Consider the following 13,313-nt stretch of genomic DNA (forward strand, 5'->3'; position numbering starts at 1 on the left):
CAAGACGTTCGTGACAGACGAGGAGCTAACGGGAAGAAAATGGCCCTTGTTCATCCTCCCCTGCATTGCAGCTTGATCGGCAGTGGCTGCTGATCTCCCTTTTTGTATGGAATGCCAGATGACCCAGCTCAAACTCCCCGACATTGCCGCTCAAACCCAGGAATACGCCTTACCTTTGGACTGGGTGGGTATGTGCGGGATAGCCCAACCTGTGCGGTTCGAAGGGCGCACGGCAGCTGCTACTGTCGATGCTGGCGTTAGCCTGGTAGATGGCTGTTCACGCGGTATCCATATGTCGCGGCTTTATCTTGCCCTGGAGTCGTTGGAGCATCAGCCCCTGACGCCTCTCACTATCCGGCAACTGCTGGCTGACTTCCTCAGCAGCCATGAAGGCCTTTCTTCCGCAGCCTATCTGCGTCTGCGCTTTGAGCATCTGCTTAAAAGGCCTGCTTTGATCAGCCCGTTGGAGGGCTGGAAAAGCTATGCCGTGGCAGTCGATGCAAGGATTGAAAATGAAATGTTCCACGTGGAACTATCCGTTTCAGTTCCTTATTCCTCGACCTGCCCCTGCTCGGCTGCACTTGCACGTCAGCTGATTCAGCAGCAGTTCCAGGCAGATTTCAGAGAGGAGCAGGTCGACACGTCTGCAGTGCTGCAGTGGCTTGGCAGCGCCGAAGGCATCGTAGCGACGCCCCATAGCCAACGCAGTAGCGCCCAAATCCAGGTAAGGCTGCACAGCAAGCTGCAGGTTCTGCCAATCACCGAGCTGATCGACCGCATAGAAGCTAGCCTGGGGACAGCGGTGCAGACCGCGGTAAAGCGCGCAGACGAACAAGCCTTTGCCTTGGCCAACGGCCAGAACCTCATGTTCTGCGAAGACGCCGCTCGACGCCTGCACAAGGCGCTACGGCAAATAGAATGGAGCACGGCCTTCAAGCTGCGCGTGGAACATGCAGAAAGCCTGCATGCCCACGACGCTGTCGCTACCAGCCAGTGGCAATGGGATGTCAGCTGCGCGGCTTGACCGAACCGCAGTCATTGCCCAACCACACGGCACGGGTGTTCATGCTGCCTTGCTGCTGTACACCCGAGGCGTTGAACGTTCCATTGACCTGGGTGGTGAATTCCCGGTCACTGAGGAAAGTCGCCTGGCCACTGCCCTGCGCTTTAGGGCAGCTGAACTGAAACTTCCACACATTACCGGTGCGGTCGGTGATCTTCTGGGTACATCCTGACTTCGGGTCCTGCAGCGGGATATCGTTGGTGGCGACCTGTTCTGGCGTCAGGCACGAGCGCACCCCCTTACCGCCAACAGTCACCCCCTGCTTGGCCAGCACACCCTCCATCATCGCGCGCTGCTCCGGCGGCAGGTTCTTCAACTGGCCGAGCATGAACTCCATGTCGGGTAACGGCTTGCCATCGACCTGCATGTTGCTGGTGGTCAGCTCCCACAAACCCGGCTGTAGCATCTGAGCATGCACCAGCGGGCTGCTCACACCTAGGGCCAACGCCAACAGTGGCAGACGAATATTCATGGACGAACGCTCCTGGAAAAAACCGGCCAAGCGGGCCGGGCTGAGCCTTAGACGCCGAATCCACCTTCAGGTTGCAACGCGGACCGGGAACGTGTTCTGTTACTCAAGTGTACTCGGCCAGCAGGATGCATATGGACTACCACAGCCCCTACTTCTTCGGTTACCTACTCGGCCTGATTCACCTGCTGGGTATCGTCGCTGCACTGCACGCGCTGTTCACCGTGCGTACTGCCCAGGGCGCAATCGCCTGGGCCATGCCGTTGTTCTTCATCCCCTACCTCACCTTGATCCCTTACCTGGTCTTCGGCGCACGCTCGTTCTATGCCTACATCAAGGCCCGACGCCAGGCCAACCAGGAAATGCATGTGGCCATGGCCAACCTCAACTGGCGGCCCTGGGTAGAAGAAGCCCTCACCGCCCGCGAGTCGGAAAGCTATGCGGCGTTGCGCGCCATGCCCAAGCTCGGGCGCATGCCCTGCCTTGCCAATAACGAGGTGAAGCTGCTGATCGATGGCAAGGCGACATTCGATGCCATCTTCGCCGCTATTGAGAATGCCCGCGACGTGGTGCTGGTACAGTTCTTCATCATCCATGACGACCGCCTTGGCAAAGCACTGCAGCAACTGCTTCTGCGCAAGGCCGCCGAAGGAGTGAAGGTGTTCGTGCTTTATGACCGCGTCGGCAGCCATGCCTTGCCGGCCAGCTACAGCCAGCTGCTGCGCGACGGTGGTGTACAGGTTCATGCCTTCGCAACGCGTCGTGGCTGGTTCAACCGCTTCCAGGTGAACTTCCGCAACCACCGCAAGATCGTGGTGGTGGACGGCCTGCTCGGTTTCATCGGCGGGCACAACGTGGGCGATGAATACCTCGGTGACCACCCGCAGCTCTCACCCTGGCGCGACACCCATGTGCAGATCAGCGGGCCGGTGCTGGCCTGCCTGCAGGAGTCGTTCGCCGAAGACTGGTATTGGGCCACGCGCCAGCTACCACCGCTGATTCTGCCGGACACCTACCCGGACAACGGCGTGCTGTGCCAAGCCTTGGCCAGCGGCCCGGCAGACCCACAGGAAACCTGCTCATTGTTCTTCCTTGAGGCGATCCATTCAGCCAACCGGCGCGTATGGATCACCAGCCCGTATTTCATCCCCGACGAGGCGGTGTTCGCCGCTTTGCGTTTGGCGGTGCTGCGTGGGGTCGATGTGCGAGTGCTGATTCCGTCGCGCCCAGACCATCGCATCGTCTATGCCGCCTCCAGCCTCTTCGCCTTCGAAGCGGTACGTGCGGGGGTACGCATGTTCCGCTACCAACCGGGCTTCCTGCATCAGAAGGTGGTGCTGGTGGATGACGATGTCAGCGCGATCGGTAGTGCCAACCTGGACAACCGCTCGTTCCGCCTGAACTTCGAAATCACCCTGCTGACGGTCGACCGTGGCTTCGCTGACCAGGTCCAGAACATGCTGCTCAATGACTTTGAACAGGCACGGGAAATTACTGCGGAGGACAGCCGCGATACTCATCGGCTGCAGCAACTGGGGATGCGGATTGCGCGGCTGATTTCGCCGATTCTCTGATGCGTATCGCGGACCGTGTGGGAGCGGGTTTACCCGCGAAGACGTCAGTGGCTGTACCGACGCATTCGCGGGTAAACCCGCTCCCACAAGGTTCGGTGTCGCGCTTGCGTGCTTTGTCGCAATTCAGCGATACAGGTCTTCACGCGTCCAGGGCAGGTCATGATGCCCATCGGCGTAGGGCTTCACGGCCAGAATCTGGTGCAGGTTGATCCAGCCCTTCTGGAATGCATAAGCACACCCGGCCAAGTACAGGCGCCAGATACGCAAAGTCTTCTCGGGCACCAGTGCTGCCGCTTTGTGCAGCTGGTTCTCCAGGTTCTCGCTCCAGTGGTGCAAGGTCTTGGCGTAGTGCAAACGCAGGCTTTCCACGTCTACCACCTCTAGCCCCGCCTCACAGATGCTGGCACTGATCATCGACAGGTGCGGCAGCTCACCGTGAGGAAACACGTAGCGATCGATGAACTCGCCAGCACCACGCCCGACCGGGCGACCATCGACATGCTTGGCCGTGATACCGTGATTCATCACCAGGCCCCCTTCCCTCACGGCACCGAACAGCTTCTGGCTATACAGTGCCAGGTTGGCATGCCCGACATGCTCGAACATGCCAACGCTGACAACCTTGTCGAAGCGGCCATCCTGAGGCAGGTCACGGTAATCGAGAATCTGCAGGTCGACCTTGTCGGCCAACCCCTCTGCCTTCACCCGCTCGCGGCCGAGCTTGAGCTGCTCCTTGCTCAAGGTGATACCAAACACCTTGGCGCCATACTCGCGAGCAGCGAAACGCGCCAGCCCGCCCCAGCCGCAGCCAACGTCGAGCAGATAGTCACCTGCGTCCAGGCGCAGCTTGCGGCACAGATGATCGAATTTGTCCTGTTGTGCCTGATCCAATGTGTTGTCCGGCTCGCGGAAGTAGGCGCACGAGTAGGCCATGTCCTGATCCAGCCATAGCTGATAGAACGCATTGGATACATCGTAATGGTAGGAAATGGCTTCGGCGTCGGTGCTCTTGTCATGGGCAAGCCGCTGCGGTGGGGTTTCGTCCTCATCGGTCAGCAGTGCTTCGCTCAGCTCGTCGCATACCCGGATGGCTTCACCAATATCGCCTTCAAGCTCCAGCTTGCCTTCGACGAACGCCGTGCCCAGCTGGTCCATGCTCGGGTGGCTCAACTGGCTGATCAGCTGTGGCTCCTTGACCAGAATGGTGACCTGCGGGCTAGGCCCCAGATCGAACTGGTTACCGTCCCACAGTTTCAGCCGCAGCGGCAGATGCAGGCTCTGCAGTGCCGGTGGAAGTTGCGCAAGCATGAACGACCCTCCTGTCCGTATTTGGCCACGACGCCTGATAATTCGAACGTCGCCGGATCAGAGTAGTTCATTCGTGGGATGTTTCCTCTAAACGAGACCATGGTCTAGAACCAACTGATCTTATCCACACAGCAGATTGTATACAATTTTTGCATCTCAGCTTAACCTTGTGCCCCTCTTGCGCTTCTTCATACTGGAGTTGAACCCATGAAATCCTATGACGTGGTGATCATTGGCGGTGGCCCTGGCGGCTACAACGCAGCCATCCGTGCCGGCCAGCTGGGCCTGAGCGTAGCTTGCGTTGAAGGCCGTTCCACCTTGGGCGGCACTTGCCTGAACGTGGGCTGCATGCCCTCCAAGGCGTTGTTACATGCTTCCGAGCTTTACGAAGCCGCCAGCGGTGACGAGTTCGCCCACCTCGGTATCGAAGTCAAACCTAACCTCAACCTCGCCCAGATGATGAAACAGAAGGACGAGAGCGTGACCGGCCTGACCAAGGGCATCGAGTACCTGTTCCGCAAGAACAAGGTCGACTGGATCAAGGGCTGGGGCCGCCTGGATGGCGTCGGCAAGGTCTTGGTCAAGGCCGAGGACGGCAGCGAAACCGCACTGCAGGCCAAAGACATCGTCATTGCCACCGGCTCCGAACCTACCCCCCTGCCGGGCGTGACCATCGACAACCAGCGCATCATCGACTCGACTGGTGCACTGTCGCTGCCACAGGTGCCCAAGCATCTGGTCGTAATCGGCGCCGGCGTGATCGGCCTCGAACTGGGTTCGGTATGGCGCCGCCTGGGCAGCCAAGTGACGGTCATCGAATACCTCGACCGTATCTGCCCGGGCACTGACGAAGAAACCGCCAAGACCCTGCAGAAGGCCTTGGCCAAGCAAGGCATGGTGTTCAAGCTGGGCAGCAAGGTGACCCAGGCCAGCGCCAGCGCCGATGGCGTGAGCCTGACCCTGGAGCCGGCCGCCGGCGGCAGCGCAGAAACGCTGCAGGCCGACTACGTACTGGTCGCTATCGGTCGCCGCCCCTATACCAAAGGGCTGAACCTGGAAAGCGTGGGCCTGGAGACCGACAAGCGCGGCATGCTCGGCAACGACCACCACCGCACTTCCGTGCCGGGTATCTGGGTGATTGGTGACGTCACCTCCGGCCCGATGCTTGCGCATAAAGCCGAAGACGAAGCGGTGGCCTGCATCGAACGCATTGCCGGCAAGCCCCACGAGGTCAACTACAACCTTATCCCTGGCGTGATCTATACCCGCCCGGAGCTTGCCACTGTGGGCAAGACCGAAGAACAGCTCAAGGCCGAAGGGCGTGCCTATAAAGTCGGCAAATTCCCGTTCACAGCCAACAGCCGCGCCAAGATCAACCACGAGACCGAAGGCTTCGCCAAGGTCATCGCCGATGCCGAAACCGATGAAGTGCTGGGTGTGCACCTGGTCGGCCCGAGCGTCAGCGAGATGATTGGTGAGTTCTGCGTGGCCATGGAGTTCTCGGCCTCGGCGGAAGACATCGCCCTCACCTGCCACCCCCACCCGACCCGCTCCGAGGCCTTGCGCCAGGCAGCTATGAATGTGGACGGGATGGCAATGCAGATCTGATGCGAGATCGCCGGGGGCTGCTTTGCAGCCCTTCGCGACACAAGGCCGCTCCTACAGGAAATTGCTTTCTCCTGTAGGAGCGGCCTTGTGTCGCGACGGGGCGCAAAGCGCCCCTGGCTTCTGGCTTACTCGACCGTAACCGACTTGGCCAAGTTACGCGGCTGGTCCACATCCGTCCCCTTGAGCACGGCCACGTAGTACGACAGTAGCTGCAGCGGGATGGTGTAGAGGATCGGCGCCAGGGCGTCGGCGATGTGCGGCACCTTGACCACATGGGTGCCTTCACCGTTGCTCATGCCGGCCTGCTCGTCGGCAAACACTACCAGCTCGCCACCACGGGCGCGCACTTCCTGCAGGTTGGACTTAAGCTTCTCCAGCAGTTCGTTGTTCGGCGCCACAGTAACCACTGGCATGTCGTTGTCCACCAACGCCAGTGGGCCGTGTTTCAGCTCACCTGCCGGGTAGGCTTCGGCGTGGATGTAGGAGATTTCCTTGAGCTTGAGCGCACCTTCCATCGCCACCGGGTACTGCGCACCACGGCCGAGGAACAGGGTGTGGTGCTTGTCGGCGAACAGTTCGGCGATTTTCTCGACAGTGGCATCCATGGCCAAGGCTTCGCCCAGGCGGGTCGGCAGGCGGCGCAGCTCTTCTACCAGCTCGGCTTCGACACCGGCTTCCAAGGTACCGCGCACCTGGCCCAGAGCCAGGGTCAGCAGCATCAGCGAAACCAGCTGGGTGGTGAAAGCTTTGGTCGAGGCCACGCCGATTTCCGGACCGGCCAGGGTCAGCAGGGTCAGGTCCGACTCACGCACCAGCGAGCTGATACCGACGTTGCAGATCGCCAGGCTGCCGAGGAAGCCCAGTTCCTTGGCGTTGCGCAGCGCGGCCAAAGTATCGGCGGTTTCGCCAGACTGCGAGATGGAGACGAACAGGGTGTCCGGCTGCACTACTACCTTGCGGTAACGGAATTCGCTGGCCACTTCGACCTGGCACGGGATCCCGGCCAGGCTTTCCAGCCAGTAACGGGCGACCATGCCGGCGTGGTAGCTGGTACCGCAGGCAACGATCTGCACGTTGCGCACCTTGGCGAACAGTTCAGCAGCCTGCGGGCCGAAGGCCTGGACCAGCACGTTGTCCTTGCCCAGGCGGCCTTCCAGCGTGCGCTGCACTACGCTTGGCTGTTCGTGGATTTCCTTGAGCATGAAGTGACGGTAGGTACCCTTGTCGGCAGCTTCGGCGCCTTCGTGGTACTGCACGGTTTCACGCTGAACCTTGTTGCCTTGCTGGTCCCAGATGGCGACCTGGTCGCGGCGGATTTCGGCGATGTCGCCTTCTTCCAGGTACATGAAGCGGTCGGTGACCTGGCGCAGGGCCAACTGGTCGGACGCCAGGAAGTTCTCGCCCAGGCCAAGGCCAATGACCAACGGGCTGCCACTGCGTGCAGCTACCAGGCGATCAGGTTGCTTGGTGCTGATCAGAGCCAGGCCATAAGCGCCATGCAGCCGCTTTACCGTAGCCTTCAAGGCATCGGTCAGGTCCGGAACGCTCTTCAAGGTGTGGTGGATCAGGTGGACGATGACTTCGGTATCGGTTTGCGAAGTGAAGACATAGCCAAGGCCCTTCAGCTCTTCGCGCAGTTCTTCGTGGTTCTCGATGATGCCGTTGTGCACCACGGCCACTTCATTGCCCGAGAAGTGCGGGTGGGCGTTGCCCTCGGTCGGCGCACCGTGGGTGGCCCAGCGGGTGTGGGCGATGCCCAGCTGGCCGGCCAGTGGCTCGGCGGCAACAGCGGCTTCCAGCTCACTGACCTTGCCGATACGGCGGCGGCGCTGCAGTTCACCGTTCTGGGTCAGGACGGCCAGGCCGGCGCTGTCGTACCCGCGGTACTCAAGACGCTTGAGGCCTTCGATCAGGATGGCTGTGATGTTGCGTTCGGCGACGGCACCAACGATTCCACACATGGTTTATTGCTCCTGGCTGATCGCGGCGCAGATCAGGTTGATGCCGCGGGCTTGAATTTGTTCGCGTGCCGCTGCGGGCAGGCGTTCGTCAGTAATAAGGGTGTGCACGCTGCTCCAGGGCAGCTCGAGGTTGGGGATCTTGCGCCCTACCTTGTCCGATTCGACCATCACGATAACTTCACGGGCGACTTCGGCCATTACCCGGCTTAGCCCGAGAAGTTCGTTGAAGGTGGTAGTGCCGCGGCCAAGGTCGATGCCGTCGGCGCCGATGAACAGTTGATCGAAATCGTATGAGCGCAACACCTGCTCGGCCACCTGCCCCTGGAACGACTCGGAATGCGGGTCCCAGGTGCCACCGGTCATCAGCAGCACCGGCTCGTGTTCGAGGTCGCAAATGGCACGGGCCACGTTCATCGAATTGGTCATCACCACCAGGCCAGGGTGGCGCCCCAGTTCGGGGATCATGGCCGCCGTGGTGCTGCCGCTGTCGATGATGATGCGCGCATGTTCACGGATACGCGCCACGGCGGCGCGGGCGATGGCCTTTTTATAGGAAGACACCGGCTGGGCAGGTTCACCTAGCAGTTCTTGCGGCACCGGTACCGCGCCACCGTAGCGCCTTAGCAACAGGCCATTGGTTTCCAGGGCAGCGAGGTCCTTGCGGATGGTGACTTCCGAGGTTGCGAAACGCTTGGCCAACGCGTCCACACTCACCTCGCCCTGCTCGCTGAGTAAAGCCAGGATGTTGTGCCGCCGCTGCGGGGTGTTTCGTTTCGACATGAGCGCTTAAGTTTCGTTTCGAAAGATAATGATGGCAATCAAAACCTAAGATGAGCGATTCGTCAAGGTGTCACTGCCCTGTGGATAATTTCTTACGGCACTCGCCATGCCTTGTGGGAGCGGCCTTGTGTCGCGAAAGGGCTGCGAAGCAGCCCCGGCAATATTCGCGTTACCTTTGAAATCATTGGGGGCCGCTTTGCGGCTCTTTCGCGACACAAGGCCGCTCCCACAAGGAGCACCAATCGACCAAGAAAAAAGCCGACTTATTCACATAAGTCGGCTTTCGATCGAAACAGCTGTGTATAACTCAGCTCTTCTTGATCTTCTCAGGCCGCTTCCAACCCGAGATATTGCGCTGGCGCGCACGAGCCACTGCCAGGTCACCTGCCTCTACGGCCTGGGTGATGGTCGAACCGGCTGCAGTGGTCGCGCCCGCCTTGATTTCCACAGGCGCCACCAACGAGTTGTTCGAGCCGATGAACACGTCCTCGCCCATCACGGTCTTGAACTTGTTGGCGCCATCGTAGTTGCAGGTGATGGTGCCGGCGCCGATGTTGGTGCGTGCACCGATTTCGGCATCGCCCAGGTAGGTCAGGTGACCGGCCTTGGCGCCTTCCCCGAGGTGGGCGTTTTTCAGTTCGACGAAGTTACCCACATGGGCCTTGGCGTCCAGCACACTGCCCGGGCGGAGGCGGGCGAACGGGCCGGCATCGCTGCCCTCGCCCATCACGGCGCCTTCAAGGTGGCTGTTGGCCTTGACCACCGCACCTTTGCGTAGGGTGGTGTTCTTGATCACACAGTTAGGGCCAATCTGCACATCGTCCTCGATGACAACCTTGCCTTCGAGAATCACGTTGATATCGATCAGCACATCACGGCCAACAGTCACTTCACCGCGGACATCGAATCGCGCCGGGTCGCGCAAGGTAACGCCCTGGGCCATCAGGCGACGGCCTTCACGCAACTGGTAATGGCGCTCCAGCTCGGACAGCTGGCGACGGTCGTTGGCGCCTTGCACTTCCATCGGATCGTGCGGCTGCTCGGTAGCCACCACCAGGCCATCGGACACAGCCATGGCAATCACGTCGGTCAGGTAATACTCGCCCTGTGCGTTGTTGTTCGACAGGCGGCCCATCCAATCGGCCAGGCGCGCGGCTGGCAGGGCCAGAATACCGGTATTGCCTTCCTTGATAGCTTTCTGCGCATCGTTGGCATCCTTGTGCTCAACGATGGCAGTCACCTTACCCTGCTCGTCACGCACGATGCGGCCATAGCCAGTCGGGTCGTCGAGGGTCACCGTGAGCAAGCCCAGCTGCTGCTCGTTGGCCTTCGCCAGCAGACGCTGCAAGGTTTCCACTTCGATCAACGGCACATCACCGTACAGCACCAACACGGTTTCGGCAGTCAAGGCCGGCAAAGCCTGGGCAACCGCATGGCCGGTACCCAGCTGCTTGTCCTGCATGACAAAGTTCAGGTCGTCGGCGGCCAGGCGCTCGCGAACCAGCTCGGCACCATGGCCAATGACCACATGAATACCTTGCGGCTGCAGCTGACGCGCGCTGTGGATAACATGGCCAAGCATGGAGTTGCCAGCTACCGGGTGCAGTACCTTGGGCAGCGCCGAGCGCATGCGGGTGCCTTGGCCGGCGGCGAGAATAACGATATCGAGTGACATTACTGGCTACCAATCCTGGGTGGTCAGTGAAATGACCGGTTTTAGGGGTTACAAAAAAGAAAAAGGGTAGCCGATGGCTACCCTTGTTCTCAATCTACATGAAGCCTGCGGAATTAACCGCCGAACTTCTTGCGGATCTGCTGGACGGTACGCAGCTGGGCTGCGGCCTCGGCCAGACGTGCGGATGCGGCACTGTAGTCGAAATCCGCGCCCTTCTCATGCAGGGCCTTCTCAGCTGCCTTGACGGCATCCTGAGCGGAGGCTTCGTCCAGGTCGGCTGCACGTTGCACGGTGTCGGCGAGTACCTTGACCATGTTCGGCTGCACTTCCAGGAAGCCACCGGAGATGTAGAACACCTCGCGCTCGCCGCCCTGCTTGGTCAGCGTGATCGGACCAGGCTTGAGATTGGTGATCAGCGGCGCGTGGCCTGGAGCGATACCGAGATCGCCCAGGTTGCCGTGCGCTACTACCATCTCGACCAGGCCGGAGAAGATCTCTCCTTCCGCGCTGACGATATCGCAATGGACTGTCATAGCCATCTGCTTGCCTCAACCTGATTAGCGCCCCTTTCGGGGCGCCGGGATTACAGTTTCTTGGCTTTCTCGATCGCTTCGTCGATGCTGCCGACCATGTAGAACGCTTGTTCTGGCAGGTGGTCGTAGTCACCTTTGAGGATGCCGCTGAAGCCAGCGATGGTGTCTTTCAGGGAAACGTACTTGCCTGGCGAACCGGTGAAGACTTCGGCCACGAAGAACGGCTGCGACAGGAAGCGCTGGATCTTACGAGCGCGGGCTACCAGTTGCTTGTCGGCTTCGGACAGTTCGTCCATACCCAGGATGGCGATGATGTCCTTCAGCTCTTTATAGCGCTGCAGAACATACTGAACGCCACGAGCGGTCTCGTAGTGCTCGTTGCCGATCACGTTCGGGTCCAGCTGGCGCGAAGTCGAGTCCAGTGGGTCGACCGCTGGGTAGATACCCAGGGAAGCGATGTCACGGGACAGAACGACGGTGGCGTCCAGGTGGGCGAAGGTGGTCGCTGGCGACGGGTCGGTCAGGTCGTCCGCAGGTACGTATACGGCCTGAACGGAGGTGATCGAACCTTCCTTGGTGGAGGTGATGCGCTCTTGCAGAACGCCCATCTCTTCAGCCAGGGTCGGCTGGTAACCTACCGCCGAAGGCATACGGCCCAGCAGTGCGGATACTTCGGTACCGGCCAGGGTGTAACGATAGATGTTGTCGACGAACAGCAGAACGTCGTTACCTTCGTCACGGAACTTCTCGGCCATGGTCAGGCCGGTCAGCGCTACGCGCAGACGGTTTCCTGGTGGCTCGTTCATCTGACCGTAGACCAGCGCTACCTTGTCGAGAACGTTGGAGTCCTTCATCTCGTGGTAGAAGTCGTTACCCTCACGAGTACGCTCACCCACACCAGCGAACACGGAATAACCGCTGTGTTCCATGGCGATGTTACGGATCAGTTCCATCATGTTCACGGTCTTGCCAACGCCGGCACCACCGAACAGACCAACCTTACCACCCTTGGCGAACGGGCATACCAGGTCGATAACCTTGATGCCGGTTTCCAGCAGGTCGTTGCCGCCTGCCTGGTCAGCGAACGAAGGCGCTGGCTGGTGGATACCGCGACGCTCTTCTTCGCCGATCGGGCCGGCTTCGTCGATCGGGTTGCCCAATACGTCCATGATACGGCCCAGGGTGGCCTTACCAACTGGAACGGAAATGGCAGCGCCGGTGTCAACGACATCCAGACCGCGCTTCAGGCCTTCGGTCGAGCCCATCGCAATGGTACGAACCACGCCGTCGCCCAGCTGCTGCTGAACTTCCAGGGTGGTTTCCGCGCCTTGTACTTTCAGCGCGTTGTAAACACTCGGCACGACGTCACGTGGGAATTCCACGTCGATGACGGCGCCGATGATTTGAACGATACGTCCGCTACTCATAGCTGGATCCTCTGAATTTTTGAACCGTTAAACCGCGGCAGCGCCGCCGACGATTTCCGAGATCTCCTGGGTGATCGCAGCCTGACGCGCCTTGTTGTAGATCAATTGCAGCTCTTTGATCAAATCACCGGCGTTGTCTGTGGCGTTCTTCATGGCGATCATCCGGGCCGCTTGTTCAGCAGCGTTGTTCTCGACCACCGCCTGGTACACCTGCGACTCCACGTAACGCACCATCAAGCCGTCCAGCAGCTCTTTTGCGTCGGGTTCGTACAGGTAATCCCAGTGATGCTTGAGATCCTGATCCGGGGTTGCCACCAACGGTACCAATTGCTCGACCGTCGGTTTTTGGGTCATGGTGTTGATGAACTTGTTCGAAACCACCGAGAGGCGATCGATACGGCCGTCCAGGTAGGCGTCCAGCATCACTTTGACGGAGCCGATCAGATCGTTGATCGATGGCTCTTCGCCCAGGTGGCTGATCGCGGCTACGACGTTGCCGCCAAAGATGCGGAAGAAAGTCGCACCCTTGCTACCGATCACGCACAGGTCGATTTCCACGCCCTGTTCGCGGTTTGCGTTCATGTCCTTGACCAGGGCCTTGAACAGGTTGGTGTTCAAGCCACCGCACAGACCACGGTCACTGCTCACCACGATATAACCGGCGCGCTTTACAGGGCGCTCGATCATGAACGGGTGGCGGTACTCCGGGTTGGCGTTGGCCAGATGACCGATCACCTGGCGGATACGCTCCGCGTAAGGACGGCTAGCAGCCATGCGCATTTGTGCCTTGCGCATCTTGCTGACCGCCACTTTCTCCATGGCGCTGGTAATTTTTTGCGTGCTTTTGATGCTCGCAATCTTACTGCGAATCTCTTTTGCGCCTGCCATGTATCACCTATCAGGTTAGCAAGCGGG

11 protein-coding genes are annotated in these 13,313 nt (G+C 60.1%); 3 read left to right on the forward strand and 8 right to left on the reverse strand.

Annotated elements, in window-relative coordinates:
- The first annotated feature begins 118 nt into the window (after window positions 1–118).
- Window positions 119–1,024 (forward strand): GTP cyclohydrolase FolE2, encoded by a 906-nt coding sequence (gene folE2, locus RIN61_RS11680; RefSeq protein ID WP_313857269.1) that lies wholly within the window; start codon window positions 119–121, stop codon window positions 1,022–1,024.
- On the opposite strand, the gene RIN61_RS11685 is transcribed toward folE2, so the two are convergent.
- Window positions 1,008–1,535: a DUF3617 domain-containing protein gene (locus RIN61_RS11685; protein WP_207876989.1), complete on the reverse strand. Its 528-nt coding sequence runs from the start codon at window positions 1,533–1,535 to the stop codon at window positions 1,008–1,010. The two genes, folE2 and RIN61_RS11685, sit on opposite strands and share 17 nt — an antisense overlap.
- 131 nt (window positions 1,536–1,666) lie before the next feature.
- Between RIN61_RS11685 and cls the strand changes: the two genes are divergently transcribed.
- Window positions 1,667–3,106, forward strand: a complete 1,440-nt coding sequence (gene cls / locus RIN61_RS11690; RefSeq protein WP_112249473.1) for a cardiolipin synthase — start codon at window positions 1,667–1,669, stop codon at window positions 3,104–3,106.
- A gap of 123 nt (window positions 3,107–3,229) precedes the next feature.
- Here cls and cfaB read toward each other — a convergent pair whose 3' ends face one another.
- Window positions 3,230–4,414 carry a C17 cyclopropane fatty acid synthase CfaB gene (gene cfaB, locus RIN61_RS11695; protein ID WP_313857272.1) on the reverse strand — a complete coding sequence of 395 codons (1,185 nt, stop codon included), beginning with the start codon at window positions 4,412–4,414 and terminating at the stop codon, window positions 3,230–3,232.
- 207 nt (window positions 4,415–4,621) lie between these two features.
- On the opposite strand from cfaB, the gene lpdA reads away from it, so the two are divergent.
- Entirely contained in the window at window positions 4,622–6,022 is a 1,401-nt protein-coding gene (gene lpdA / locus RIN61_RS11700; protein WP_215520559.1) for a dihydrolipoyl dehydrogenase, read from the forward strand.
- 125 nt (window positions 6,023–6,147) lie between these two features.
- On the opposite strand, the gene glmS is transcribed toward lpdA, so the two are convergent.
- The 6 genes from glmS to atpG form a co-directional block, all read right to left on the reverse strand.
- Complete coding sequence (glmS, locus tag RIN61_RS11705; RefSeq protein WP_207876985.1) at window positions 6,148–7,983, reverse strand: glutamine--fructose-6-phosphate transaminase (isomerizing); 1,836 nt, start codon at window positions 7,981–7,983, stop codon at window positions 6,148–6,150.
- 3 nt (window positions 7,984–7,986) lie between these two features.
- Window positions 7,987–8,763 (reverse strand): DeoR/GlpR family DNA-binding transcription regulator, encoded by a 777-nt coding sequence (locus RIN61_RS11710; RefSeq protein WP_112251652.1) that lies wholly within the window; start codon window positions 8,761–8,763, stop codon window positions 7,987–7,989.
- A gap of 307 nt (window positions 8,764–9,070) precedes the next feature.
- Entirely contained in the window at window positions 9,071–10,438 is a 1,368-nt protein-coding gene (gene glmU, locus RIN61_RS11715; protein ID WP_112251653.1) for a bifunctional UDP-N-acetylglucosamine diphosphorylase/glucosamine-1-phosphate N-acetyltransferase GlmU, read from the reverse strand.
- Between the two features lie 113 nt (window positions 10,439–10,551).
- On the reverse strand, window positions 10,552–10,977 hold the full coding sequence (locus RIN61_RS11720) for a F0F1 ATP synthase subunit epsilon (protein ID WP_023383131.1): 426 nt from the start codon (window positions 10,975–10,977) through the stop codon (window positions 10,552–10,554).
- Between the two features lie 44 nt (window positions 10,978–11,021).
- Window positions 11,022–12,398 (reverse strand): F0F1 ATP synthase subunit beta, encoded by a 1,377-nt coding sequence (gene atpD / locus RIN61_RS11725; RefSeq protein ID WP_003253197.1) that lies wholly within the window; start codon window positions 12,396–12,398, stop codon window positions 11,022–11,024.
- 27 nt (window positions 12,399–12,425) lie between these two features.
- Window positions 12,426–13,286, reverse strand: a complete 861-nt coding sequence (atpG, locus tag RIN61_RS11730) for a F0F1 ATP synthase subunit gamma (RefSeq protein ID WP_112251654.1) — start codon at window positions 13,284–13,286, stop codon at window positions 12,426–12,428.
- Between the last annotated feature and the right edge of the window lie 27 nt (window positions 13,287–13,313).

The organism is Pseudomonas inefficax, assembly GCF_032164165.1.
GTDB classification, from domain to species: domain Bacteria; phylum Pseudomonadota; class Gammaproteobacteria; order Pseudomonadales; family Pseudomonadaceae; genus Aquipseudomonas; species Aquipseudomonas inefficax.

What these genes read in the sequence shown, in the direction of transcription:
- RIN61_RS11720 (WP_023383131.1), bottom strand. Translation starts at nt 10,977, where the DNA reads ATGGCTATGACAGTCCATTGCGATATCGTCAGCGCGGAAGGAGAGATC.
- glmU (WP_112251653.1), bottom strand. Translation starts at nt 10,438, where the DNA reads ATGTCACTCGATATCGTTATTCTCGCCGCCGGCCAAGGCACCCGCATG.
- lpdA (WP_215520559.1), top strand. Translation starts at nt 4,622, where the DNA reads ATGAAATCCTATGACGTGGTGATCATTGGCGGTGGCCCTGGCGGCTAC.
- cfaB (WP_313857272.1), bottom strand. Translation starts at nt 4,414, where the DNA reads ATGCTTGCGCAACTTCCACCGGCACTGCAGAGCCTGCATCTGCCGCTG.
- RIN61_RS11685 (WP_207876989.1), bottom strand. Translation starts at nt 1,535, where the DNA reads ATGAATATTCGTCTGCCACTGTTGGCGTTGGCCCTAGGTGTGAGCAGC.
- RIN61_RS11710 (WP_112251652.1), bottom strand. Translation starts at nt 8,763, where the DNA reads ATGTCGAAACGAAACACCCCGCAGCGGCGGCACAACATCCTGGCTTTA.
- folE2 (WP_313857269.1), top strand. Translation starts at nt 119, where the DNA reads ATGACCCAGCTCAAACTCCCCGACATTGCCGCTCAAACCCAGGAATAC.
- atpD (WP_003253197.1), bottom strand. Translation starts at nt 12,398, where the DNA reads ATGAGTAGCGGACGTATCGTTCAAATCATCGGCGCCGTCATCGACGTG.
- atpG (WP_112251654.1), bottom strand. Translation starts at nt 13,286, where the DNA reads ATGGCAGGCGCAAAAGAGATTCGCAGTAAGATTGCGAGCATCAAAAGC.
- cls (WP_112249473.1), top strand. Translation starts at nt 1,667, where the DNA reads ATGGACTACCACAGCCCCTACTTCTTCGGTTACCTACTCGGCCTGATT.
- glmS (WP_207876985.1), bottom strand. Translation starts at nt 7,983, where the DNA reads ATGTGTGGAATCGTTGGTGCCGTCGCCGAACGCAACATCACAGCCATC.